Origin of the sequence: Affinundibacterium amnicola (genome assembly GCF_014284275.1) — a bacterium.
In the GTDB taxonomy this organism is placed as follows: Bacteria; Pseudomonadota; Gammaproteobacteria; order Burkholderiales; family Burkholderiaceae_D; genus Undibacterium; species Undibacterium amnicola.
Map to the genome: position 1 here is coordinate 44,757 of NZ_JACOFU010000009.1, position 26,473 is coordinate 71,229.

Annotated in this window: 21 protein-coding genes; 10 read left to right on the top strand and 11 right to left on the bottom strand. The window is 46.7% G+C overall.

All coding sequences use genetic code 11. From position 1 onward, the window contains the following. Window positions 1–255: 255 nt before the first annotated feature. Window positions 256–2,571, top strand: a complete 2,316-nt coding sequence (metE, locus tag H8K33_RS17310; RefSeq protein ID WP_186892322.1) for a 5-methyltetrahydropteroyltriglutamate--homocysteine S-methyltransferase — start codon at window positions 256–258, stop codon at window positions 2,569–2,571. Window positions 2,572–2,842: 271 nt separating this feature from the next. On the opposite strand, the gene H8K33_RS17315 is transcribed toward metE, so the two are convergent. Then, a complete protein-coding gene (locus tag H8K33_RS17315) occupies window positions 2,843–4,180 on the bottom strand; it encodes a dipeptidase (protein WP_186892323.1) in 1,338 nt (445 codons plus the stop codon). A 205-nt stretch (window positions 4,181–4,385) separates the two neighbouring features. Next, a complete protein-coding gene (locus H8K33_RS17320) occupies window positions 4,386–5,078 on the bottom strand; it encodes a DUF4272 domain-containing protein (RefSeq protein ID WP_186892324.1) in 693 nt (230 codons plus the stop codon). A 114-nt stretch (window positions 5,079–5,192) separates the two neighbouring features. On the opposite strand from H8K33_RS17320, the gene glmU reads away from it, so the two are divergent. Next, complete coding sequence (gene glmU, locus H8K33_RS17325) at window positions 5,193–6,560, top strand: bifunctional UDP-N-acetylglucosamine diphosphorylase/glucosamine-1-phosphate N-acetyltransferase GlmU (protein ID WP_186892325.1); 1,368 nt, start codon at window positions 5,193–5,195, stop codon at window positions 6,558–6,560. 1,065 nt (window positions 6,561–7,625) lie between these two features. On the opposite strand, the gene H8K33_RS17330 is transcribed toward glmU, so the two are convergent. Further along, entirely contained in the window at window positions 7,626–8,090 is a 465-nt protein-coding gene (locus tag H8K33_RS17330; protein ID WP_186892326.1) for an Lrp/AsnC family transcriptional regulator, read from the bottom strand. Window positions 8,091–8,287: 197 nt separating this feature from the next. Here H8K33_RS17330 and glmS point away from each other — a divergent pair, with 197 nt between their 5' ends. The 3 genes from glmS (at window position 8,288) to H8K33_RS17345 (ending at window position 11,757) form a co-directional block, all read left to right on the top strand. Next, window positions 8,288–10,117 carry a glutamine--fructose-6-phosphate transaminase (isomerizing) gene (gene glmS, locus H8K33_RS17335; RefSeq protein ID WP_186892327.1) on the top strand — a complete coding sequence of 610 codons (1,830 nt, stop codon included), beginning with the start codon at window positions 8,288–8,290 and terminating at the stop codon, window positions 10,115–10,117. Between the two features lie 209 nt (window positions 10,118–10,326). Beyond that, window positions 10,327–10,797, top strand: coding sequence for a hypothetical protein (locus tag H8K33_RS17340; RefSeq protein ID WP_186892328.1), 471 nt, complete (start codon window positions 10,327–10,329; stop codon window positions 10,795–10,797). A 120-nt stretch (window positions 10,798–10,917) separates the two neighbouring features. Further along, window positions 10,918–11,757: a hypothetical protein gene (locus tag H8K33_RS17345; RefSeq protein ID WP_186892329.1), complete on the top strand. Its 840-nt coding sequence runs from the start codon at window positions 10,918–10,920 to the stop codon at window positions 11,755–11,757. Window positions 11,758–11,986: 229 nt separating this feature from the next. Here the strand turns inward: H8K33_RS17345 and H8K33_RS17350 are convergent, their stop codons facing one another. The 3 genes from H8K33_RS17350 to H8K33_RS17360 form a co-directional block, all read right to left on the bottom strand. Beyond that, window positions 11,987–12,523: an XRE family transcriptional regulator gene (locus H8K33_RS17350; protein ID WP_186892330.1), complete on the bottom strand. Its 537-nt coding sequence runs from the start codon at window positions 12,521–12,523 to the stop codon at window positions 11,987–11,989. A gap of 2 nt (window positions 12,524–12,525) precedes the next feature. Then, a complete protein-coding gene (locus H8K33_RS17355; protein ID WP_186892331.1) occupies window positions 12,526–12,927 on the bottom strand; it encodes a type II toxin-antitoxin system RelE/ParE family toxin in 402 nt (133 codons plus the stop codon). 289 nt (window positions 12,928–13,216) lie between these two features. Further along, window positions 13,217–15,343, bottom strand: a complete 2,127-nt coding sequence (locus tag H8K33_RS17360) for a winged helix-turn-helix domain-containing protein (RefSeq protein ID WP_186892332.1) — start codon at window positions 15,341–15,343, stop codon at window positions 13,217–13,219. 204 nt (window positions 15,344–15,547) lie between these two features. On the opposite strand from H8K33_RS17360, the gene H8K33_RS17365 reads away from it, so the two are divergent. Further along, the gene (locus tag H8K33_RS17365) at window positions 15,548–17,842 is read left to right on the top strand and encodes a CocE/NonD family hydrolase (RefSeq protein WP_186892333.1); all 2,295 of its coding nucleotides are present in this window, start codon (window positions 15,548–15,550) and stop codon (window positions 17,840–17,842) included. 252 nt (window positions 17,843–18,094) lie between these two features. Next, on the top strand, window positions 18,095–18,508 hold the full coding sequence (locus tag H8K33_RS17370; protein WP_186892334.1) for a VOC family protein: 414 nt from the start codon (window positions 18,095–18,097) through the stop codon (window positions 18,506–18,508). 8 nt (window positions 18,509–18,516) lie between these two features. On the opposite strand, the gene H8K33_RS17375 is transcribed toward H8K33_RS17370, so the two are convergent. Further along, entirely contained in the window at window positions 18,517–18,735 is a 219-nt protein-coding gene (locus H8K33_RS17375) for a hypothetical protein (RefSeq protein WP_186892335.1), read from the bottom strand. 292 nt (window positions 18,736–19,027) lie between these two features. On the opposite strand from H8K33_RS17375, the gene H8K33_RS17380 reads away from it, so the two are divergent. Both H8K33_RS17380 and H8K33_RS17385 read left to right on the top strand, forming a co-directional pair. Next, the gene (locus H8K33_RS17380) at window positions 19,028–19,465 is read left to right on the top strand and encodes a GNAT family N-acetyltransferase (RefSeq protein ID WP_186892336.1); all 438 of its coding nucleotides are present in this window, start codon (window positions 19,028–19,030) and stop codon (window positions 19,463–19,465) included. Between the two features lie 3 nt (window positions 19,466–19,468). Beyond that, window positions 19,469–20,071: a hypothetical protein gene (locus H8K33_RS17385; protein WP_186892337.1), complete on the top strand. Its 603-nt coding sequence runs from the start codon at window positions 19,469–19,471 to the stop codon at window positions 20,069–20,071. A 144-nt stretch (window positions 20,072–20,215) separates the two neighbouring features. Here the strand turns inward: H8K33_RS17385 and H8K33_RS17390 are convergent, their stop codons facing one another. Next, on the bottom strand, window positions 20,216–21,403 hold the full coding sequence (locus tag H8K33_RS17390) for an MFS transporter (protein ID WP_186892338.1): 1,188 nt from the start codon (window positions 21,401–21,403) through the stop codon (window positions 20,216–20,218). Window positions 21,404–21,498: 95 nt separating this feature from the next. Between H8K33_RS17390 and H8K33_RS17395 the strand changes: the two genes are divergently transcribed. Next, entirely contained in the window at window positions 21,499–22,434 is a 936-nt protein-coding gene (locus H8K33_RS17395; protein WP_186892339.1) for a LysR family transcriptional regulator, read from the top strand. A 28-nt stretch (window positions 22,435–22,462) separates the two neighbouring features. On the opposite strand, the gene H8K33_RS17400 is transcribed toward H8K33_RS17395, so the two are convergent. From H8K33_RS17400 to fdhF, 3 genes are read right to left on the bottom strand one after another with little or no spacing between them, the layout of a single operon-like run. Beyond that, window positions 22,463–22,720: a formate dehydrogenase subunit delta gene (locus H8K33_RS17400; RefSeq protein ID WP_186892340.1), complete on the bottom strand. Its 258-nt coding sequence runs from the start codon at window positions 22,718–22,720 to the stop codon at window positions 22,463–22,465. Next, on the bottom strand, window positions 22,713–23,567 hold the full coding sequence (gene fdhD, locus H8K33_RS17405) for a formate dehydrogenase accessory sulfurtransferase FdhD (protein WP_246443701.1): 855 nt from the start codon (window positions 23,565–23,567) through the stop codon (window positions 22,713–22,715). Before fdhD ends, H8K33_RS17400 begins: the two co-directional genes overlap by 8 nt. Beyond that, window positions 23,564–26,467: a formate dehydrogenase subunit alpha gene (gene fdhF / locus H8K33_RS17410; RefSeq protein ID WP_186892341.1), complete on the bottom strand. Its 2,904-nt coding sequence runs from the start codon at window positions 26,465–26,467 to the stop codon at window positions 23,564–23,566. Before fdhF ends, fdhD begins: the two co-directional genes overlap by 4 nt. Window positions 26,468–26,473: the final 6 nt, after the last annotated feature.

Sequence of the window (26,473 nt, forward strand, 5' to 3'; positions counted from 1 at the left end):
TCGGATAAAGTCAAAAGAACTGCAATTCCTTTATTGACCTTTGCTCCAGATGAAATTGCAGTCGCTGAACTACCCTCACCCTAACCCTCTCCCGCACGCGGGAGAGGGAATATGCTAATGGCAAACGCGGCACTTTATATCTATTGAGTGATTATGAAAATTTTTCAAGTTAAATATAAAAATTCATCGTTTGAATAATAATGGATTTTCTCTCATCATGCAGAAATACTTAAACCTAACACTCAGGAGCACATGATGACGATTGCCCACATTTTAGGATTCCCGCGCATAGGCGCACAACGTGAATTGAAATTTGCCCAAGAAGCCTTTTGGCGTGGTGAAATTAGCGAAGTTGCTCTGCGTGATATCGGTAGTGATTTACGCGCCCAACATTGGGCATTGCAACAGCAAGCTAGCTTAGATTTTGTGACGGTTGGCGATTTCGCTTGGTATGACCAGGTGCTTAGCACACTGAACTTATTCGGCGCTTTGCCTAGCCGTTTTGGCTTTGATCGCCAGCACACCAGTTTGGAAAATTACTTCACGGCCGCCCGTGGCAATGCTCAGCACGTCGCGATGGAAATGACTAAATGGTTTGACACCAATTACCATTATTTAGTCCCGGAGTGGACTGCCGATACTCAGTTCGATTTACAAGCAAACAGTGCGTTACTAGAAGAAGTACAACAAGCACAGCAACTTGGTCATCAAGTGAAAGTCAGTCTGCTTGGTCCATTGAGCTTGCTGTATTTGGGTAAGGTTAAATCAGGTCTGAGTAGCCCCTTAGAGCTATTGCATAAACTGCTGCCTACGTATAAAAACTTGCTGATCTCTTTACAAGAAGCGGGTGTGGAATGGGTGCAAATAGATGAACCAATTTTGGTTTTGGATCTCAGTGCAGAGTGGCTACGTGCGTTTGAGCCTGCTTACCAATTGCTGAGCGCCAATACACCGAAATTATTACTGACCACTTATTTCGACTCAATCGCCGAACATGCTGATTTGTTGCATCGCTTACCGGTTGATGGCGTGCATATTGACTTGGTACGCGCACCGCAACAGTTGGAGGTTCTGTTAAAAAACTGGCCACAAGGACGCGTTTTATCTTTAGGCGTGATTGACGGACGCAATATCTGGCGCGCTGATTTGTCGAGTATTCTCGAACTATATCAACCCGTGCAAAGTCATTTGAAAACCCTACAAGCGCCTTTGTGGTTAGCGGCCAGTTGTTCCCTATTGCATGTGCCCGTTGATTTGGATGTAGAGAACAAGCTCGATCCAGAATTGCGTTCATGGCTAGCATTCGCGGTACAAAAGCTCGCGGAAATTGTCAGCTTAAAACAGGCTTTCGATGGCAACAAAGAGCTAGTGAGAAACGCATTTGCGACAGCCGATGCCGCGCAACAAAGTCGCCGCACTTCTAAGCGCATCCATATCGAATCGGTACAGAAACGAATGGCGCAAACACAGGCTAGCGATGCAGAGAGAAATTCCCCATTCGCAGAACGTATCATCGCGCAACAACAGCGATTTGATCTGCCGCTATTTCCGACCACGACTATCGGTTCCTTTCCGCAAACTAAAACGATACGTCAGGCGCGTGCTGCGTATAAACGGGGTGAGTTAAAACATCTAGAATATTTGGAAGTGATGCGTGCAGAAATCACTTACGTCGTCGCTGAACAAGAAAAAATCGGACTCGATGTGCTGGTCCATGGTGAAGCTGAGCGCAACGATATGGTGGAATATTTTGGTGAGCAATTATGGGGTTATGGCTTTACCCAATTTGGTTGGGTGCAGAGCTACGGTTCACGTTGCGTGAAGCCACCGTTCATTTATGGCGATGTCTGTCGTCCAGAAGCAATGACGGTGGCATGGAGTGCGTATGCGCAAAGTCTCACGCAGAAACCGATGAAGGGTATGTTGACAGGGCCGATCACGATGTTGCAATGGTCGTTTGTGCGTGATGACCAGCCGCGTGCGACCACCGCTTTGCAAATTGCTTTGGCATTGCGTGATGAAGTAGCCGATTTGCAAAAGGCAGGAATCGGCATGATACAAATTGACGAACCAGCTTTTCGCGAGGGTTTGCCTTTGAAGCAAAAAGATTGGACCGCGTATCTGGAAAATGCGGTGCACGCGTTCAAATTATGTTCGGCGGTCGTTCAGGATGAAACGCAAATTCATACCCACATGTGCTATGCCGAATTCAATGATATTTTGCCGTGGATTGCAGCGATGGATGCCGATGTCATTAGTATAGAAACTTCACGTTCGGCGATGGAATTATTAGAAGGTTTTAGCGACTTTGCTTATCCGAATCAGATCGGTCCGGGTGTCTATGATATTCACTCACCGCGTGTCGCGAAAGTCAGCGAGATGCAAAAGCTCTTGCAAAAAGCACGGCAATTATTGCCAGATCAAAGTATTTGGGTGAACCCTGATTGTGGTTTGAAAACGCGCAACTGGCCAGAAACGATTGCGGCCTTAGAGCATATGGTGCAAGCGGCGGCATTGTTGCGTGCGAGTTGCGTGGAAGAGGCTGAGGACGAGCATCAGCATTGTTGTTGAAGTTGCGATTTATAGGGCGGTTTTTACCCCGTCGGCGCTAGTCAAAATAGAGATTTTCCTGAAACGGCTAGAGCGCTCGATTTACTCCTTCCCCTTCAAGGGGAAGGCAGGGATGGGGATGGGTTTAATTGAGCAATCGACGATATTTCTTGTTCAATTCAAACCCATCCCCACCCTAACTCGCCCCTTGAAGGGGCGGGAACCTTGTGCCCATGCGGTTTAGATTAATTTTGAATTGGCTAGCGCCTATGAGTTTGAGACTAAACGGTTTCTACTTCTGCGCTTGCAAGTCTTTCGCGATTTTTTCAACATCGCCCATCACACGCAACAGATTTCCGCTCCAGAGTTTGGCAATTTGTTCTTCCGTGTAGCCGCGACGTACTAGTTCCAAAGTCACGTTAAAAGTTTCGCCAGCATGATTCCAACCATCGATCCCGCCACCGCCATCAAAATCAGAAGAAATTCCTACGTGATTGATACCAATTAACTTGACTGCATAATCAATGTGATTCACCAGATCTTGAACATTTGCACGAGTCGGCGGTGGGAATTTCGCATCCACTTCGTTCAAACGCTTGAGTAGGGCTTCACGTTGTTCTTCGCTGATGCCGCCAACTGGGCCGCGACGAATGCCAACGACAGAAACATTACCAGGTACTTTAAATTCATCGCGCACTACTTTCAACGCGGCACGGCGTTCTGCTGAATCCGTCTTCAAATAGCTACTAAAGCCAACGATTTGAATCACACCATTATTCGCTTTGAGCGCGAGTAATTGCTCATCATCCATATTCCGGCTGACATCGCACAAAGCACGCACGGACGAGTGCGATGCAATGATAGGTGCTTTAGTAATCGCCAGTGTCTGCATCATCGATTCTTTCGATGGGTGCGATACGTCGACCATGATGCCCCATTTATTCATCTCTGCAATCACTTGCTTACCTAACGGTGATAACCCATTCCATTTCCAGCCGATCGTTTCGCCGGTGTTCGAGTCGGAAAGTTGACTATGTCCTTGATGTGCTAAAGACATGTAGCGCGCGCCGCGATCGTGGAATTGCTTGACGCGTCTGAGTGCAAACTTTTCGTCACCGAGTGGGTAAGCATTTTCGACCCCGATCAAGGCGACTTTTTTACCCTTGGCATAAATGCGTTTAACATCCGCAACACTGCGCGCAAATTCGATTTGATTTGGCGCTAACACCGTCGTCATACGGTGTATGCCCTCAAACATATTGATAGCGCCATCATAGGCGCGCTTGTAACCCGCCGGCTCGAAAGCATCGGCTTCAGTTGATTGTCCGGTGTACACAATGAAAAAAGCAGCATCCAAACCACCAGAGATCATTTTGGGTAAGGTGACTTGATTTTCCAAATCTTGCGCGTAGTTGCGTGAGTAAGCGAAATTATTGATATCGATATCCGCATGCGTATCCAAGGTCAGTACGCGCTTATGGATAGCCTTTGCTTTTGCGATTAAGGCTTGCTCGGCTGTGATTTTGGCTTCAGGTGGCGTGGCGTAAGTGCTGGAGGTAAATGCGGCTCCCGCAAACAGAGCGCTCACAATCAGGGCGATTGGTAATGGGGTGCTTTTCTTGAGTCTCATGGTTTTCCTTATTGATGTATTACTGTTGGCAAGTGTGAGGATGTGCGTTTCCGGTAAAAGCTTAGATCAATTGTAGGTGGTATTGTTGAGTAAATGCAGATTTCCTATCGTGCATCAGCGACTTCAGCAAGTGACTGAAGTGCAAATAGACCGCAAGATGCCCGATATGGTTCCCAGTCGCGTAGAGACTTGTTGACCCTAGTGTTTAAGCTGTGGTTTCGGTGCTGACTTTATCCCAATTATTTTCATCATCATAATTACACATCCAATTGACAGCTTGATGCCACTCTCTGACCATCTCAGGATTGATATTTCCCGGGCAAGGTTTGTGGTTAAGCTGCGCATGACGAACCGACCAATGTAAACGGTAGAGTAGATCCGCCCAATCCATAATAACGTCTTTGCGTCGGGCTTTTAAGGCGGATTTGATCTGCACAAGGATATCTGGCGCACCTTGCACATGATTAAGCGCATTGAGTGCTGGAAAATAGCTCAGAATTTTATCGGTGAGAATTGGCTTATTGCTGAGATCGATTTTGTCCAATAATCCCGCACACCAGGCTAAAAAATGAAACGCGTGCAAGCGATTTTGAAAAGCTTGAACACGATGGTCGTTTAGCTCGCTGCCTTCTGCATAGTCATGCAGAAAGCTAGACTCTTCGGCTGATAATACGTGCATCAAATCATGTGCTTGCAGAAAATGGTGCAGTTCAACATAGTGGCCGCTGTGGGCAGCCTGGCTGACTGCCCACAAACCAATGAGTCGTTGAGCTAATTCAGATTCACTGCGCAAGCGTACTTCTTCATCGGCTTCGATCACATGCAACTGCACGTTGATGCGAATACCGCGTTTGTGTAGTTGTAGTTCGGAAGCTTCTTTGCGGAGTTCTGGCGTCATTTTAGGGCAGATAAAATCAAGTGAAACCGCGATTATGACACCCTCATACCCATGCTCCAAGGCAGATCCGCATGATAGACTGATGGCTTCGTGATTCTTGTTTATCAAAATAATATGAATGTCGTGATTCTGGCTGCTGGCATGGGCAAACGCATGCAATCAAATGTACCGAAAGTGCTGCACCCGATTGCGGGTAAGCCGATGTTGCAGCACGTGATTGATACTGCGCGGCAGTTGCATGCGGATCACGCTGCAAAAATTTGTGTTATTTACGGACACGGTGGAGATCAAGTTCCATTAGCGGTGGCTGACGATGATATTTGTTTTGCGAAGCAAGAACCACAATTGGGAACCGGACATGCAGTGGCGCAGGCAGTACCGCATTTGGATGATGCTGTCCCAACATTAATTTTGTATGGCGATGTGCCATTGACTCGCGCCGCTAGTTTGCAAGCGCTTATGAATGCGGCGGGAAAAGACAAACTTGCGATACTCACGGCGCAGATGAGTGACCCGACTGGCTTGGGGCGCATCATTCGCGAAGATGGAAAAATTCGCCGCATCGTTGAACAAAAAGATGCGAATGCCGAAGAACGCGCGGTGACCGAGATCAATACCGGCATCATGATTGCCCCGACGGTAGCGCTTAAACAGTGGTTGTCGAAGCTTTCGAATCAAAATGCGCAAGGTGAGTACTACTTAACGGACATCGTTGCTAGCGCGGTCGCGGATGGGGTTGAAGTGACATTCGCGCAGCCAGCGGCGATTTGGGAAACAATCGGTGTGAACAGCAAAGTTCAGTTAGCGGAATTAGAGCGTTTGCATCAAAAAAATATTGCTTATCAATTGTTAGAACAGGGCGTGACTTTACTTGATCCTGCGCGGATTGACGTGCGTGGCAATTTAGTCTGCGGTCGTGATGTGACGATTGATGTTGGATGTGTGTTTGAAGGGAATGTGGAATTAGCCGATGGTGTGAAAGTTGCGGCACACTGCGTGATCAAGAATGCCAAGATTGGTGAAAGCGCGGAGATCAAACCCTTCTGTCATATCGAAAATGCAGTGGTCGGTGCAAAAGGACAAATCGGTCCTTATGCACGTTTAAGGCCAGGTGCTGAATTGGCTGAAGATGTGCATATCGGTAATTTTGTCGAAGTGAAAAATAGCCAAATTGCTGCACACAGCAAGGCAAATCATCTTGCCTATATCGGTGATGCCACTGTTGGTAGCAGAGTCAATATTGGCGCAGGTACGATCACTTGCAATTACGATGGCGTGAACAAATTCCGTACCGTGATTGAAGATGATGCTTTTATTGGTAGTGATAGCCAATTGATTGCGCCAGTAACAGTAGGTAAGGGCGCAACTTTGGGAGCTGGTACGACTTTGTCAAAAGATGCACCAGCAGGAAAATTGACGGTGTCACGCGCAAGACAAGTGACGATAGATGCTTGGCAGCGCCCAGTTAAAATCAAGAAATAATTCGACAAGAACTGCCAGCCTGATGCCTGTGTTGGATTAGGTTTGTGGATTCACAGACTTGAAATTGATCGCGCTTGCTGAGATGATTGGCAAGGCCAGAAACAAAACAGGGGGAAGAATTTCCCCCTAGACAGACGCCTTTCATTTACCCCGGAATAAAGGGGAAGATGCTGATTAGCATGAATGAAAAAGGCGTCTATTTTTTTACTACTCACCAGCGATCCAACCTGGGTTTCTACTCAGCCGGTGACACTGCTTCTTACGCTATTTACTTACTGCTTACTACTTTTAGCTTGCTGCTAATTTGTTGCTATATAACTTATCTGACTACTGTCTTACTACAAATTTTTGAACTACTTTTTTACTTCATTTGACACAATTCAAACACTAATTAATCACAGTGATATGTCACTGCTCACAATATGAATTAGTTAGTAGAATTATCGATCAAGTAAGCAGAGAATGCAGCGACAACAGCGATCATTGTTACTACCAGTTGGATTTCTACAAATGCGTTCAACATGATTTTTCCTTTGTAAGTGATTAAATTTGCCGTTTCTTTGCGTTCCGTTTGTATGCATCGTTACGACAGGCAGAATCATAGCAAGGCGATAAATATAAATATAATTTTGATTAGTAATGTCAATCATTCATAAATTGTATATCTTGTCATCGTCAAGAAATATTTAGACATTTCTCATTTAATTTGATGTTATTTGTCGCCTAAATACGACTAAAAGCGATGCTAAAAATTTCACAATGTATTTTTTAGATACATAAATTATTCTTTATTTCGCCCTGTATAAGCGAAGTGTCGAGCCTTGAGTCTTTAATTCTCTCTGTGTTGAGTAGAAAAAAAGCACTGACATTGATCTGGCGCATATCTGATTCACACAGGTAAGTTGTGTACTTTGAAGGGTTTTGATCTGCCGCAAAGACGATGCTTGTTGTGGTGCTTCGCCGTCAATCAACCTAGATTGGCGTTAATACCAATTTGATGTGGACGATAAATTAAATAGGGGCATTCATTCGCAGCGAGGATTGCAAACGCAAAGTAACAATGCATCAATCAATCACTATCTGCGTCTCGAACTTGCTGCGGTTAATCGCGAAAAAGCTGCGCACATTACGCACATTTGCTTGCGTTGCAAATAAGCGATGTGCCAGTGCGTGATAGGCTGCCATATCGGCAACTTGAATAATCACCACAAAATCCGGACCAGGTGATACTCGATAGCACTGTTGTACGGCAATTTCTTTTGCGACCAATTGTTCGAATGCAATTTGATGTTCGCTGGCCTGATGATCAAGCGTGATCTCCACAATCGCTGTCAAACCAAGTCCCAGTTTTTCTGGTGCAAGAATCGCGACCTCTCGGGCGATCACGCCTTCTTTTCTTAAACGATGTACGCGGCGCAAACAAGTTGGTGGTGAAGCGTGTACACGCTCTGCTAATTCTTGATTGCTGAGTGAAGCATCGAGTTGCAGTGTTTGTAGTATGCGTTTATCGAGTTCGTCTAATGTAATCATGGCGTGCTTAAAATTGGTGATGAAGAAGTGATTTTAAATTTCATGTATCTGTATATTTTGAAATTTTTCTTTATCTATTGATCTATATGGCTAATTTAAGCATTTTTATTAAAATATTGAAAGAAAATTTCATTGCGACTGGTTTAGGATGCTCAATATTCAGTCAGTGTTGACTTATTCTTTCAGCAGAGGTCTCTATGTGTGGCATCGTCGGCGCAGTAGCACAACGTAATATCACTCCTATTTTGTTAGAAGGCCTCAAGCGCCTCGAATACCGCGGCTATGATTCCTGCGGCGTGGCTTTGCATGTCGATGGCAAATTGCAGCGCTCACGCAGCACTTCACGCGTTGCTGAATTACAAGCGCAAGTTGAGCAAACTGGCTTGGCAGGATTCACGGGGATTGCACACACACGCTGGGCAACGCACGGCGCACCATCTTCAGCGAATGCGCATCCACATTTTTCACCTAATGGCGAGAACGCACGTATTGCGCTCGTCCATAACGGCATCATAGAAAACCACGAAGAGCTACGCGCAGAACTCACGCAAGCAGGTTATGTGTTTGAAAGCCAAACCGACACCGAAGTCATCGCTCATTTGGTCGATCATTTATATAGCGGCGATTTATTTGAAACCGTACAACAAGCCGTTAAGCGCTTAGCTGGCGCGTATGCAATTGCGGTATTTTGTCGTGATGAACCACATCGTGTAGTTGGTGCACGCCAAGGCTCACCATTAATCGTCGGCATTGGTAAAGGCGAAAACTTCTTAGCATCCGATGCGATGGCACTCGCAGGCACCACCGATCAAATTATTTATTTAGAAGAAGGCGACGTCGTCGATTTGCAATTGCAACGCGTGTGGATCGCGGATGTGAATGGCAAACAAGTAGAACGTGAAGTGCGTACAGTCCACGCCCATACAGGTGCGGCAGAACTAGGTCCGTATCGCCATTACATGCAAAAAGAAATCTTCGAACAAGCCCGCGCACTAGGCGACACTTTAGAAGGCATTACCAACATCATGCCTGAGTTATTTGGCGACAAAGCCTATCGCGTTTTCAAAGAGATCGACAATGTACTTATCCTCGCTTGCGGCACCAGTTACTACGCTGGAATGACCGCCAAATATTGGATAGAATCCATCGCCAAAATTCCGGTGAATGTAGAAATCGCCAGCGAATATCGCTACCGCGATAGCGTGCCGAATCCTAAGAGCTTAGTCGTCACCATTTCACAAAGTGGCGAAACCGCCGATACGCTAGCCGCACTCAAACACGCCCGCGAACTTGGCATGCCGCATAGCCTGACGATCTGTAACGTATCGACCAGCGCCATGGTACGCGAATGCGAGCTCGCCTATATCACACGTGCAGGCGTAGAGGTTGGCGTCGCATCGACTAAAGCTTTCACTACACAACTAGCCGCACTATTTTTGTTGGCGTTAACCCTGGCACAAAGCAAAGGTAGACTCAGTGAAACCGAAGAACAAGACCACATCAAAGATCTGCGCCATTTACCAGTCGCCATCACCGCAGTACTCGCACTAGAACCACAAATTATCGCCTGGGCAGACGAATTCGCCCGCAAAGAAAACGCACTTTTCTTAGGCCGCGGTTTGCATTACCCAATCGCTCTAGAAGGTGCATTAAAACTCAAAGAAATTTCCTACATCCACGCCGAAGCTTATCCAGCAGGCGAGCTCAAACATGGACCATTAGCCTTAGTCACCAAAGACATGCCAGTGGTCACGGTCGCACCGAACGACACTCTCATCGAAAAACTTAAATCGAATATGCAAGAAGTCAGAGCACGCGGCGGCGAACTTTATGTTTTCGCCGATGCCGATTCTCGCATCACCCCAAGTGAAGGTGTACACGTGATTCGTCTGCCAGAACACTATGGCATGCTGTCACCAATTTTGCATACGGTGCCTTTGCAATTGCTCGCGTATCACACGGCCTTGGCTCGCGGGACGGATGTTGATAAGCCTAGAAATTTAGCTAAGAGTGTGACTGTTGAATAGGTTTGAGCGTTCAAAGATTCACTTGAAATTTATCATTGATGCAGTGTTTATGGTGTCCTCCGATACACCTGTTTTCAAGCTGCAATAATAGAAAAGAGCAAGGCGTGGCACGGGTTTTGAAAGGCAGGGAACTTTGTTGAATAAAATTTAAGGATATGTTAGTGTTGGGTCTTTCACTTTAGAACAAATTAGTCTTGCTCAGGTCATTTATGCCATTAACCGATCTATTGTCTATTGCTGGTTCAGTACTCATTGCTATTGGTGGAGGTGCCGCCATTGTTTTTGCTCTAGCGAAATGGCTCGGTGGTGTCTGGGCTACACGTATCTTAGAAAACGAGCGCGCAACTCAATCCCGAGAACAAGAGCTGTTGGTGCGCCGAAGGAATATCTACGCCAAGCTTTCAGTTGCTTTACGTGTGTTTCTTTCTTCGACGACTCGAAGCAGCCCTGAGTATCAAGTGCGATTTCTTGAGGCTTACGACGAGGCCGCGCTTTGGGCGTCTGACGAAGTAATGAATGCGGTCGGTATGTTGTTAGACCAAATACGCAGCAATACCGAGCGGCGAGGCGCTCACTCCGAACAAGAGTTGCAAACCGCGTATGCGACTTGCATTACATCCATGCGTAAAGATGTTGGCTTCAAAAATACAGAATTCTCCTATCGGGTTGTGAGCTTCTAATGAGTATGGCTAACATGGCGTTCGTCTGAGAATCGCCGATGACAACTTCACTTAGATTTAAACCGTCTGTGTCGACGCCCCCGAAATCTCAACGCTACATACCTTTGAGTTTCACCAAATATGAAGATTGACATCTCATTTACCTGTAAATGCGGCCAAAGAGTTTCGGAAACGTTTCCTTGCCCTGAGCCTAATTTTATGGCGGAAAGAAACAAGGACAGCTATTCCGAAAATTATGAATCAGCTATTTGCGAAATCTGCGGAACCGATTACGACGTAATAATAATGAATTCATTTGGCGGAGCAGACGTGTACGTAAATAACGGCGACGTAGACGTAAAAAATAGTGGCCCGTACTACACAGAAGACGATAGTGACGAAGAGTTTTACTGGAAGAGCGAATCGTCTGAGCACTACAAAACCCTAAATGATCACTTAGACAGTGCGTCCGAGCTATTAAAAGTTGAAGTCAATGAAAAAAACAGATTCAGCTTGCATGTAATGATTTACGGTCATGTAGTCGCAGCAACCGAAGGCTTTTTATCTTCAATTTTCATCAAAACAACCGTCGGCCACGAAGAATTGATACGAAAGCTGATCGAGACAGATCCTAAATTCTCGGACATGAAGTTCACACTGTCTCAGCTTTTTAAAGAACGGGAGCAGATCAAAGACACAGTCGCAAAGTATCTTCACGACCTCATATTTCACGATCTAAAGAAAATAAAGCCAATGTACAAAGAAGTTTTTGGTCATGACTTTGGCGATATTTCGTGGCTGTTCATGGCAGTCGCCAAACGACACCATTGCGTACACAGAGCGGGACACGATAAGGATGGAACTCCGATTGTTTTTGCCGAAAATGAAGTTTTAGAGCTAATTGAGAAAATCAAACAGTTGGCAGCAGAGTTGTTGATTACAACAAGCAAGCTTGAAGACGATTTATTGAGGCCGTTTTAATCGGCATAGCAATTCGTCTCTTAGCGCCGTAGGTACGATTAGCGAACGCGTATTCGTACGAATGTAGTTTTCAGATCAAAACCGAAAAGATAAAGTGAATCTTCATGTTGGGTATCACTCTGTTTAGTCTTAACCTACGATTTCTGCTACTAAATTCCGCCCACAGAATTCACTAACTACGTGCTCATAAGCATTAACAAACACGTCTTCGATTTTCAAGTTATCACCATTAGGCGTTATGCAAAGCCCCTGCACGCTTGGAAGGCGCAACCGTCTTTTTCTTGGCCGCACTTGATCCCGACTTTGTGGAGGTAAGCATCTTCTTAGCTAGAACAGTTTTTGTACCAGTTTTCCGAACAGGTGCTGCTACAGCTTTTCTGCCAGATGCAATGCTGGGAACTGAGTAGGTTTTAGACGCATCAACTGTAGAATCCACATCTTGCCAAGGAAGAAAATTGGGTAAGTCGATACGCGAGCCATTTTTGTCAACAACCGAAAGTTCAAGCGTTAATCCTAGCGATTTCAAGAACCGACGTAGTGTGGATACATAGGTGTCCGAACGTTTTTCAAGCTGTGATACGGCGTTCTGTTTAATGCCGAGTTCCTGCGCCACCTCGACTTGGGTTTTCCCTACCGCTTTGCGAAAATCGCTGAGTGTCGCAGCGTGGGCGATCATTTCTTCGACTTTCTGTTTTGAAAGTGCAGCAATTTCTGTCTGACGTTTTGCAGGCAAATTTTTGATAATGTCGTCTAGATTTCTGCCCATTATTATCTCCTGATGTTTCCTTTTTTTGCTTCCACATTCTTCAAAGCTTGCAAGTGTTTGTCGAAGCGTTGATTGGCTTTCTTTAACAAGGTTTTGTAGAACTTATCTTCATCTTTTCCTTGCTTGTCGGCAGCCACCAAAATTATCGCATTACGATCCGGATCGAAGGCAAATGCTGCTCGCCAAATCTCTGCACCATTGTTTGCTTTGAAACGAAGCTCTTTCATATTGGGGTGCTTGGGATTTTCTAGCGTTCCAACATGCGGCCTATCAGCGGCGGGGCCAAGCTCTTGTACCGCGGCGGCAACGGCAAGCAATTGATCTTGAACATCTTCTGAGAGCGCATCGAACTCAGGATCAAAATCATCATGAAAGATGACTTTCCATTTTTTTGCTCGATTCAATTATCATCTCCTAGTGATATCATGTCAAGGTACTTTTTGGTTGCAAATATAATTTTTATTATTCAATAATTATATTGAATTTAAAGCATTTTTTTGGCTGTAAATTTTTTAGGCGGCATTTGATTGATATGTATAGAAAACTGAAATTGCTATATCTATTTGAGTCGTCATGTATAAATTTTGCAGGTTTTTATACATTTCTTCACTTACAGAGTTTTATCTACTGACTTCAAATGTCAATGTCGCTTCTGATTATTTAATCTCAAATCACACTTAAAAAACAGCCTCTTTACTGCATCATCACCGTCCGATAAATATCAATATTTTGCGGTGGTGATTGATGGTAGTAAACGCCAGTCTTACTCACATTGAAATGATAGCTGTCTGTGGTCACGATGATTTTTGGTGATTGATTGGCTTTCTTTTGTAGGAGTTCTAAACGATGGTTCGCGCGGCGTTGCCAGTACCAAGCGTCGCCATGTTTTTGTATATTGAAGACTCGTCCTGATAGCCAGTCGATTTTTTTCTCATCGAGTTCCAGCACTTTTTGGGGAATCTTTCCTGCGTAGAGATCACCTGCTTGGTTGATCCAAAGCGTGTCGTCTTCTCTTTCAGAAAATTTTGCATACTGCCATCCGCCTTTTTCTAGCGAAGTTGTTTCAGTGTCGAGGTGGTAGTAGTTGATCTGCCACTTGCCGTTGACATTGACACTAAAGGCGACGGTTTGATTGTCTTTGAATGAAACTGCGCGCATTTCTCTCTGTGGTAACTTGACTTTCGACCATAAGCCTGAAGTGGCATCGATGAGATGAATTTCATTGAGGCTAAGTGCCATTAATTGCTTACCATCAGGGCGCCATTGCAGGTCGATGTAATGTCTGCCGTCATTGAATTGACTTAGTCTTTTCGCGGCATTGTGTGTGCTGTGCCGTAGCCAAATTTCCTCGCCGCCAGTCGCCAAACTAATGAACGCCAGGGTTTGATTTTTCTCCGAAAAAGTCGCAAGCCTGTCATCGACTGAGTTCGTTACAAGTTCCATTGAGTCTTGCGTATCAAATCGAAATTGGAGAATGTTTTGATTCGATTCGCCAGCTGGGAATAGATAATCCTTGCCGTTACTATGTCGTGTCGGTGCTCTTAAGTTGAGATTGCCAGAATAAATTGCATAAGGATTGTTACCGTTCAGGCCGTAACTAATTAATTGATTCGCCGGATGTTCGCCCATCAAAATCACGCGATCTCCTTGTTGACTCCAAATGCCACAGCAAATATAGGCATCGAGTTTGAACAGGAGTTTGAGCTCATCAGTATCTAAATTGAGTTCATAAAAACCTTCCCATTGTTGTTTATCGGGGGAAGAAATTAAGAGCTTGTTCTGGGTAGGGTGGAGGTCGAATTGACTATTGCCGCTGATGACAAGTTCTGGTTGTGCGAGACGACGTTTTTTCCCGGTTTGTCGATTGAGTTCAAATAAAGAATAAGGCGAATTATGCCCTTCCGCCTCGGTGTAAATCAGTTTATTTACATCGTGGGTGAATTCTATTTTTCCATAGCTGCCAACCGGGCAATTGTGAATGAGCTGCGGTTCAGAAAATGATTTTCCTTGAACATTGCGGATAAAAAATTGGCAGGATTCAGGTGTTGTGACCAAATAAGCGATCTGTGTGCCGTCATCACTCCAATCGGCGGGGCCAACTGAGGTCGTTTTTGCTTCGCCATGGTCGAACACGAAGATGCTTTCGTCAGACAGTTTTTTGACCTTGAGGCGCATTTTGTTATCGCGCACTTCGACATAACTTAACAGCGAGCCATCGGGCGATAAACTTGGGAATACATCGGCACCTGCGTCGCGCGTCAGTGCGAGCGATTTGGTGCTGGCAATAGGCGTGGGTGTTTGCTTCAAGAAAACGAATTGCGCAAGGCCGATTGCGCTAGCAATCAGAAAGATGGCGACAGCGAGCCAGATGAATTTGCTGGGTGATTTTTTTGCTTTGTCTACATTTGGAGATTGCTTTACATCTTCTCCTGCATCTTTGTTCGCCGCATTGCCGTGTTCGGGATAGTCATGTTCCAATGCAGAGATGTCTGCGATGGGTTTGCTCGATTCAATAGCGCGCACTTGCGCGATGAACTTATAGCCCTTCTTTGGAAAAGTGGCGATGAAGCGGGGGCTTTTGGCATCGTCGTCAAAATGTTTTCTGAGCTTGGTGACGACTTTATTCACGGCGCTATCTGTCACAACTCGGCCAAGCCAAACCGAGTTGATCAGTTCATCGCGGCTGACGATGCTATCTGGATGTTGGCAGAAATAGCTTAACAACTCGACCGCCATAGGCTCAAGCTGCTGTACTTGCTCGTTGCTGCTCAGGGTTTGTTGTTGATCGCAAAAAAGGAATTGTTCGATTTGCCAGCGCATGAATTTTTGTGTGAAGGAATATGGTCAGTCGGAAAAATATCACGTTGAACGTGTTTTGTGAGTGAGCCTCTTAGGAGGAAATGGCGAAAAGCAGTCTAAGTCATCAAAAGTCATCAAAAGTAATGTGTACGTTACGACATTTTTGCGGTGTTTTCTTATGCTCATTCACTTCATTAAACATGGAGTAAACCTATGAGACAAATAATGAGACAAATACAGCCATCCATGATCATGGCATTCATCGTGTTGATTATACAAGCCTTGATCGCTGGCAACGCCTGGTCTAGCGAAACCTATCAAAAGCCCGCTAGCCTCGCTGGTGCCAAAATGGAACAAAGAGCGGATGCTTATCATTTATTACAATCCGATCTCTTTCGCCAAGAATTGAATGATTTGATAAAGCGTGCCAAGCTGACCGTGGACGATGCGAGCAGGGATGATGACAAAATCGCTATCGCTTCGTTCTTAGGTGATTTTCAACAAACGCATGGTCTCATCGCCAAACAAAAAAATCCCTTGGGGTATTTTCACTACTCAAGCCATATTTGGTTGAGTCAAGCTACGCCCGACCGAGGGCAATATGATGCGAAAGCACTTCACGAGTTCATGACGAGGAAACTCGGCGCTTTTTCTAACGAGGACTTATACAGGGTGAGCTATTGTCTAGGTTGGTCGCTCGAGATGGGCCAAGACTATATGTTGGGTTTGTTTAAAAAACTTCAGTCTAATGCCACGCTAAATAAGAACGACATCGTCAAGCTCGTGACGAACTACCAGCTCTACAAAGTGTACGAGCGTATTTTAGCGACAGGGAATCAGATCTTGTCCGCCGAAAATGACAAGCGTTATGTGATCGAACCGAATGTACTCATCAAGACAAAATCGGGCGTGAGTTTATCGGCGGTGGTGGTGCGGCCGAAGCAAATTGTTGGAAAACGTCCGGCTGCTTTTCAGTTTTCTATTTATGCGGACGAAGCTTGGCATATAAAAACGGCGATCCATGCGGCGGCACACGGCTATGTGGGCGTGATCGCCAATACTCGTGGAAAACGACTCAGTCCAGATGAAATTATTCCATGGGAAAAAGACGGTGAAGACGCCACCCAAGTGATTGATTGGATCATCCAACAAACTTGGAGTGATGGCCGCGTTGGGATGTATGGCGGAAGCTATTCGGGATTCTCTCAATGGGCCGCAGCGAAATACATGCACCCGGCATTAAAAACCATCGTGCCTTACGCCGCCGCTAATCCATTGACGGGACTTCCTATCGAAAACAATATTTTCATCACACCGAATTATCAATGGCCATTTCATGTGACAAACAACAAGACCATGGATCATTCTGTGTATGCCGATGGGAAGTATTGGGACGATGTTTTTGACACTTTGTATAAGAGCGGGCGTGCTTTTCGAGATATCGACAAAGTTGAGGGCAAGCCCAATCCGTGGTTTCAAAAGTGGCTCAATCATCCTGATTACGACGACTATTACCAGCAAATGCTGCCCTACAAAAATGACTACAAGAAAATCAATATCCCTGTGCTGTCGATTACTGGCTACTTCGATGGTGGGCAAATTTCAGCGATCGATTTCTTGAAGCAGCACTACAAATACAATCCACAAGCGAATCACACTTTACTGATCGGCCCGTATAACCATGGCACGGCGCAAGGTGTGCCGTATTCTCATCATAGTAATTACCAACTCGATCCAGTCGCTTTAGAAAAAGACACAGAAGAAATCGCTCTTCAATGGTTCGACTATGTGCTCTACAACAAAGCTCGTCCTTCGCTGCTGAAAGACAAAGTCAATTATCAACTGATGGGCAGTAATACCTGGCAGCACCATCCATCGCTGCAGAAATTAAATCAAGAAGGTCTGCGTTTTTATCTGAATACGACCAAAGATAAGGACGGTCATTATCAGCTGTCGAGAAGCAAACCAAGGACGCTCGATTTTGTCTTGCAAACAGTAGATTTAGCCGATCGCACCACCACCAACAACGAAGCTGGTATGTGGCCGCTTATTCACAAACAACTCCCCAAGAGCAATGGCCTCGTGTTTATGACCGAGCCATTAACGGAAGCGATGCAGCTAGCGGGAAGCATCACCGGCCACTTTTCAATCGCCATCAATAAACGTGATGTCGATATTGGCTACAATTTTTATGCGATATCGCCTGAAGGTGAAGTGGTCTTTCTCAACTACTACATAGGTCGCGCCAGTTACGCCCACGATATGTCGATGCGCAAATTGCTGACCCCCGGCAAGAAAACACAAGTGCCGATTGTGAACGCGCGAATGACGGCAAAACTACTCTCGCTCGGCAGCCGACTTGTCATGGTGCTGGACGTGAACAAGAACCGCCACGCGCAAGTGAATATGGGAACGGGAAAAGATGTGAGCGACGAGACGAGTGCGGATGGTAAAGAGCCTTTAGAAATCAAATGGTTCTCAGATAGTAAGCTCACCATTCCGTTGAAACCTTGGCGCTAAAATATCTTGGACTTACGCAAAACAGACACTAGCGTCGTTGGTTCGCATCGCCCCCCTGCCTTCGCAGGGCAGGCCAAGCAACCGTACTGTCTTCGGCTTCCCGCCCCCGACTAAAACATTCGAGGCACGCTCTAGTCAGCGCAATTTTGCGTAAGTCCTAACTTTGAAATAAGTTGAGCCTATTGAAATAAATACTGTATGCATGTACAGTATTGTGCGCGATGTGCGCGTACTAAAACGGAGTATTTCAATATGCTAGATCACATGACATTCCGCGTGACCGACATTGGTCGCGCTAAAGCGTTTTACAGTAAAGCCCTAGAACCCTTGGGTTATAGCCTTTCTTTTGAAGGTCACTATGGGATGAATATTTTGGGGTTTGCCTACCCAGATGCATCTGAACCAGACGGCAAAAAAGCGGATGTGTGGTTTATTGACGGGCCTTCACCATACGGCGGTCCCGCAGCTACGACTGGCTGCCACCTTGCATGGCGGGCAGAATCGCGTGCACAAGTGGATGCTTTTTATCATGCAGCAATCGCCGCAGGTGGAAAAGACAATGGTGCCCCAGGCCTTCGACCTGACTATCACGCACATTACTATGGTGCCTTTGTAATTGATCCTGAAGGCAATAACATTGAAGCTGTTTGTCATCAGGCAGCATAAGTATTTGGTTATTGCCAAATTTTATCCAGTAAAGCCAGCAAGCCAAGGTATGCCATTATCCTCATGCCCATACCCGCTGGCTTAACTGCTTGTAAATTGATGCCTCTCAAAGTACAAGAAATGAAGCAATATTTTGGCGCGTGGAATATCTGTTGTGGAGTCTGCGCGATCATTGCACTACTCGCTGAAGGTGGCAGACGTGAAGCTAGTAGAAAATCTTTTTGCATTCAATAATCTTCTTATTTTCTGTTACCTCAATATAGGCGATCAAGTTCTCGTAGTGCTTGATGAAAAATCAGGCATTCAATATTGAAGCCGTGAGCTCGAGTTGGCATCGCATACGAAGAACTTCCTAGACATCAGACAGATCATTGTTTCGCTGTGCATCTTTAATGCGAGGTAATAGTCCTGTTCATTTCTGTCTCATGAGATTGTTAGACACTTCAAGCATCAAGAAGATAAAATGCCCGTCAGCGGCTGCACATGAATACGAATCAAATCAACTTTATAGGAAACAAGATGCAGTTAGAAAATGTGCGCCCAGAAGATTACGCAGAGATGCTGGATGTTTGGGAAAACTCCGTCCGCGCAACGCATGATTTTATTTCCGAAGACGATATCGCGTTTTTTAAACCGATGATCATTGAACAGGCTTTTCCAGCGGTCACATTAAGATGCGTGAAAAATGAAGCGGGTTCGATTGTGGGTTTCGTCGGTGTACACGACGCTAAGATTGAGATGCTGTTCATCTTAAATGAAGTGCGAGGACAAGGCGTGGGTAAGTTGTTGTTGCGATACGCAATGGAACAACTTGGCGCAACCGAAGTCGATGTCAACGAACAAAATCCACAGGCGGTCGGTTTTTATCAGCACATGGGGTTTAAGATCATCACCCGCTCACCGCTCGATAGTATGGGAAAGCCTTTCCCGATTTTGCATATGAAACTTGAAGGATAAAACATGTTCTCATGGCGTTGGCTAATCGCGGCAGTGATCGTATTTGGTGCTTGGCATCAGTATCAACAGCGTGCGCAGAAACCGATTCCGCGCTCGAATGGGGTGCTGGTGCAAAGTGAACCGGTGCAAACCATGCTTGATCGCGGCGATAGTTGGCAGAAAGGCGATTACACGATTAAGGCATTAGCCGATTTTGAGATTGAAGCGCGTATCTTGGCGAAGGAGTTGTATTCGATCGGTCGTGAGGCCGATCTGTCACCCGTGGATTTGGCTTTGGGTTGGGGATCGATGTCAGATTCTGAAGTGTTGTCTTCACTGACCATTTCGCAGAGTAATCGATTTTATTATTACCGCTGGGAAGATCAGCCGCCACGTCCACCCGCTGAAATCGCTAGTCATAGTGCGAACATGCATATGATTCCGGCAAACGCGCAGATTGAAAAAATATTGAAAGAGGTGAGGCAAGGGCAAGTCGTGCGTTTGCGCGGAAAGCTTGTTGCTGTGAGTACGCCCGATGGCTGGCGTTGGCAGTCTTCGCTGACGCGTGATGATACGGGCGCTGGTGCTTGCGAATTATTTAGGGTGGAAAGTGTTGATGTGCGCTGAGTAGGCGTTTTCAACGATCTCCACTCAAAAAAATAGGCAAAAACGGCACTTCTGCAAGCCAATTCACTTCGCATCGAAAGTGACTTTACATCAGGGGAATTGCTTATGGCTTTGTGCAAGTGCGGCCACATTTCTGGTTAGCGCTTATGCCATGCTCGCTTCTATCGTTCGAAGCTCTTTTCTGTCTAGATAAGCCGCGACGCTAGTGAGAGCCAACGCTGCGAGAACAATCAAGGCGCCTATCCAAGGTGTCGCCATTAGCCCCAAGTTCGCGACAATGACACCACCCACCGATGATCCCAATGCGATACCGAGGTTGAAAGCTGCAATATTGAGGCCTGAGGCTACATCTATGGCTTTTGGTGCATCGATTTCTGCGCGTTGTACGACATACACTTGGAGGCCAGGTACATTGCCAAATGCGACGGCTCCCCAAGCTAGTATCGTGATTAAAGCCAGCCAGGTATTTGATGCAGTCCAGGTGAACACAAATAAGACCAGTGCCAGCAACGCAAATATGATTTGTAATGCTGCTATAGGGCCACGACGATCTGCAAGCCTTCCGCCCCAGATATTTCCAATGGCGACAGAGATTCCATAAATCAGAATCACTAAGCCCACTGCAGTTTCAGAAAAGCCCGAGACATTTTGTAAAATGGGCGCAAGGTAGGTGAAGGCGGTAAATGTCCCGCCGTAGCCTAATGCTGTTATTGCATAGACGAGTAAGAGCCTCGGTTTTTTTAAAACGCTGAATTGCGTCAGCATCGATACCGGTTCGGGGCTTGGTATATTGTTAGGAACAAGTATCCAGCTACCCGCTAAGGCAATGATGCCCAACATAGATACGCCAAGGAATGTCGCTTGCCAACCAAAATGTTGGCCAATAAAAGTACCGATAGGCACACCCGTCACTAATGCGACAGTCAATCCAGTGAACATCAGCGCGATTGCGCTAGCAGCCTTGTCCTTGCTTACCAGACCTGTGGCAATGGTAGAACCGATAGAAAAGAACACGCCGTGGGCTAGACCAGTCAACACGCGCGCGACAATTAAAGTGTTATACCCAGGTGATTGCCATGCAATCAAGTTGCCAATGGTGAATAAAATCATCAATCCTATGAGTAGTTTTTTTCTAGGTATTTGTGACGTTAGTGCTGTTAATACGGGAGCACCAACAGCGACACCAAGCGCATATAAACTGACTAATAGGCCTGCCGAAGGCAAAGAAACTGACAGGCTTTTGGCGATAGTGGGAATTAGCCCGACGATGACAAATTCTGTGGTACCGATGGCAAAAGCGCTCAGCGCTAGTGCCCAAAGTGCAAGTGGCATAATAACTCCTTGTGAGAAAGAGCTTGGATTATGTAAGGATGACGTGCAAAGAAAAATCCTTGGCATTACACTAGACTTTTGACGTGGAGGCACAAATGCTGAATGTAGATACCTTGATTAGTTTTCTTACCGTGCTCGATCAGGGCTCCTTTTCCGCCGCTGCGGTAAAGCTAGGACAGACTCCGTCAGGCATTAGTCGAGTGATTTCTCGGCTTGAATCGCAGCTTGGCGTGACCTTAATTAATAGAACGACGCGTAGGCTAGATGTGACAGACGAAGGAAAATGGCTCGCTGTCAAAGCGCGTAAGATCGTTGATGAATTAGCGCAAACGGAAGCCGAGTTGAGCGCTAATCTTAATCAACTGAAAGGCAAGGTCAGGATTAACGCAGCAAGTCCCGTTTTTAATCATTTACTAGCACCACACTTGGCGGAATTTCAGGCACGTTATCCTTGTATCTGCTTAGAACTGACTAGCGGTGAGACCATCGTCGATCTGATTGAAGAGCGAGCTGATTTGGCGATACGTATTGGTGAGCTACGTGATTCCACGCTTCGTGTTAGAAAATTAGGTGAAAGCCAGATCAGATTGTTGGCGGCACCTGCTTACTTGCAACGCTGCGGTACACCTCAATCGGTGGAAGACTTACAGCAGCATTGTTTACTCGGTTTTACTTCGCCCTCTTCATTAAATGCCTGGCCAATTAAGTTGCCAAATAAGCTGCAAAGTGAGCTACCAAAACAGGAAGGTGAATCGGAGCAGCTAGTAATCGAAGGCAAGGTACTTGCATCAAATGGAGAGACCTTACGTCACCTCGCCATCCACGGCGCTGGTATCGTATGTCTTGCCGATTTTATGACCGAAAGCGATCGCGCCCAAGGTAGCTTGGTGCCCGTTTTGGAGAAACAATTACTAGTGCAGAAGCAGACGATTTCTGCGGTGTTTTACCGGCATGAAGTTGTTGCGCCGCGTATCAAAGCTTTAGTAGAATTTTTGGTTGAGAAATTGGATAGACCTTTGCAGCCGCGATGAGAATTCGGTGTCGCGTTTCAGAAGCGTACTAATGATTGCTTGTTACCGAGGTTTGCAAAGTCGCGCGATGCTTGTCAATCGCTTGTATGACGATCTGACTTAATCCATCAGCTGTTCCCATGTTAACCGTATCGACCAAATTAGCGCGCATTGCTGGCGTCCAAAACTTTTTCAAATGATTGGCAATGCCATCTAAGGCTTCTTCACGGTCCGGAAAGCTTTCAAAAAATGTGCCGATCTGGTTCGCCATTTTGATTAACTTATTGATGCTGTCGAGATTATTCATGGTCTTGGATATGTATGCGTTGTGGGTGGCTATAGATACTCAAATCCTTGCCACGGGTGAATCCTAATAAACTGACGCCTGCTTGTTGTGCGATGTCGATCGCAAGACTGGTGACGCCCGATACGGCGGCGAGTACAGGGATGCCAGCACATGCAGTCTTTTGTACCATTTCGTAACTAGCGCGGCTGGTGATGCAAATGAAACCTTGCGATGGGTCGATTCCTTTTCGTAGACAAGCACCGATAACTTTGTCGAGCGCATTATGTCTACCGACATCTTCGCGAACGACTTGAACAGTGCCGTCTGCGCTGCACCACGCAGCAGCATGACTGCTGCCAGTTGCTTGCAACAAAATTTGTTGTTCGCGCATCGCAGCGATGGCGCTTGAGATGGCTGTTGCGTGGAGAGTTAGGTTGGATAGAACAGGCGCAGGTTGACGTATCGCTTGCGCTAAACTTTCTACGCCGCATAAGCCACAGCCTGTACGTCCTGCCAATTGGCGTTTTCTGTCTTTTAAACCGGCAAAGCAGACTGCCGCAATGGTGATATTGAGCGTGATTCCCTCTGCGCTCTCAGTCGCCTCAACATCATAGATCTGAGCAGCGTGTTCGATGACGCCTTCAGAAAAAGCAAATCCGTAGGCAAAGTCCTCGAGTTCGGTCGGGCTTGCCATCATGACGGCGAAGGCAATCCCGTTGAACACCAAAGCCACCGCGACTTCTTGCGCGACTTGGTCTTCGCCGTGTTGGCATTGACCATCACGCAAGCGCGTCACGCTTTGAGATTGAGAGCCTTTTTCCTCAACGCTCATCTCCTCGGCTTGCATAGAATTGGTCGCTGTGTTCAAGTGCTTGATCTCACGTTGTTACCTGACCATGCAGCTTGTGCCAGCGCCAATTGTTCAGCATCAAATTGTTGTTGCGCGTGCTGCCATTCTGATTGATGCGCCGTCGCCATCACTGGCATCACTTGCACCGCCGTGACTTTGTATTCAGGACAATTGGTCGCCCAATCCGAGTTATCGGTGGTAATCACATTTGCGCCAGATTCTGGGAAATGGAAAGTCGTGTACACCACACCCGGCTGCATGGTTTGCGTGACAAATGCGCGCAAGACCGTATCGCCAGCGCGGCTTTCGATTTTGACGAACGCATCATGTTGGATGCCACGTTCTTCTGCATCGTGTGGGTGAATGTGCAGACGATCTTCGTGATGCCATTGGCTGTTCTCTGTGCGACGCGTTTGTGCGCCCACGTTGTATTGCGACAGGATACGCCCGGTCGTTAATAGCAATGGAAATTTGCGCGTGACTTTTTCATCGGTGGCGACATACTGGGTAATGATGAAGCGGCCTTTGCCGCGCACAAATTTGTCAACGTGCATAATCGCGGTGCCCGTTTCGTCCGTGTTCTCATTGCATGGCCATTGCACGCTGCCGTGACGATCAATTTTTTCATAACTAACTCCGCGGAAGCTCGGTGTCAGTGCAGCGATCTCGGCCATGATTTCGCTAGGATGTTGATATTGCATAGGATAGCCGAGTGCATTCGCGAGCTTCATCGTCACTTCCCAATCCGCGTAACCAGCTTTCGGTGGCATCACTTTGCGAACGCGTGAAATACGTCGTTCAGCATTCGTGAAAGTACCGTCTTTTTCGAGGAAAGATGAACCTGGTAAAAACACGTGCGCGTACTTGGCGGTTTCATTTAAGAAAATGTCTTGCACGACCAAGCATTCCATTGCCATTAACGCTGATGTCACGTGCTGCGTATTCGGATCAGATTGAACGATATCTTCACCTTCGCAGTACATGCCTTTGAATTCGCCAGCATGTGCAGCATCTAACATATTCGGTATGCGTAAGCCCGGCTCCGGGTTAAGTGTGACGCCCCATGCCGCTTCAAATTGCGAACGTACTGTGCTATCAGAAATGTGACGATAGCCCGGCAATTCGTGCGGGAAAGAACCCATGTCGCAAGCGCCTTGCACATTGTTTTGACCGCGCAGTGGATTCACGCCAACGCCTTCACGCCCGACATTGCCTGTTGCCATCGCGAGGTTGGCGATGCCCATGACCATGGTTGAGCCTTGTGCATGTTCGGTCACGCCCAAACCGTAGTAAATCGCTGCATTGCCGCCGGTTGCATACAAACGCGCGGCTGCGCGAATGGTTTCTGCGGGGACGCCAGTAATGGCTGCCATCGCTTCTGGCGAATTATCTGGACGTGCGACAAATGCACTCCATTCGCGCCATGATTTATCGTCGCAGCGTTCTTGCACATATTCGTCGGCAACCAAGCCTTCGGTGACGATCACGTGCGCCAGTGCGCTGATGATCGCGACATTGGTGCCGGGTTTGAGTTGTAAATGATAATCCGCTTTGACATGCGGCCCATCGATCAGATCAATTTGACGTGGGTCGATCACGATCAACTTGGCGCCTTGGCGTAGGCGTTTTTTCATGCGTGATGCAAACACCGGATGCGCATCACTCGGATTCGCGCCGATCACCATGATCACATCAGCGTGCTCGACCGACTTAAAGGTTTGCGTACCTGCTGAGGTACCAAAAGTTTGACCGAGGCCATAGCCAGTTGGGGAATGGCAAACGCGCGCGCAAGTATCCACATTGTTATTACCGAACGCGGCACGGATCAGCTTTTGTACCAAGTAGGTTTCTTCATTGGTGCAACGTGATGAGGTAATACCACCGATGGCGTCTTTGCCATACTTAGCTTGAATGCGGCGGAATTCCGAAGCGGCATGGTTGATGGCTTCGTCCCAATTGACTTCACGCCACGCTTCGTGAATACTCTTGCGTATCATGGGTTTGGTGACGCGATCTTTGTGTGTCGCATAACCCCAAGCAAAGCGACCTTTGATGCAGGAATGTCCCTCGTTGGCTTTGCCGTCTTTCCACGGCACCATACGCACCACTTGGTTGCCTTTCATCTCCGCTTTAAAGCCGCAGCCCACACCGCAATACGCGCAAGTCGTGATCTTGCTGTGCTCAGCTTGACCCAACATGATCACCGTCTTTTCTTGCAAAGTCGCGGTAGGGCAGGCTTCAACACACGCACCGCAACTCACACATTCCGATTCCATAAATGGCTGATCTTGGCCCGGTGAAACGCGTGCTTCAAAACCACGACCGCTAATCGTTAAGGCAAAGGTGCCCTGTGTTTCTTCACATGCGCGGACACAGCGATTACAGACGATGCATTTGGATGGGTCATAAGTGAAGTAAGGGTTCGACTCATCTTTTTTGTTATCGAGATGGTGTTTGCCACCATTTGTGACACCGTTGCCAGCTCCGACGCCGTAGCGTACTTCGCGCAAGCCTGTCACTCCAGCCATATCTTGCAATTCGCAATTGCCATTCGCAGAACAAGTTAAGCAATCGAGTGGGTGATCAGAAATGTATAACTCCATCACGCCTTTGCGTAATTCTTGCAACTGTGGGCTTTGGGTTTTGACCTTCATGCCAGCTTCGGCAGGCGTGGTGCACGATGCCGGAAAACCTTTGCGACCTTCAATTTCCACCAAACATAAACGACATGAGCCAAAGGGTTCTAGGCTATCGGTGGCACAGAGTTTGGGAACTTGAATACCCGCATCGACGGCGGCGCGCATCAGCGATGTGCCCGCTGGTACGGTAATCATTTCACCGTCGATTTCTAGGCTGACGGTCTGGTCTGATTCGCGACGTGGCGTGCCGAAATCTTTGTCTTTTAAATGAGAAAGCATGTTGTT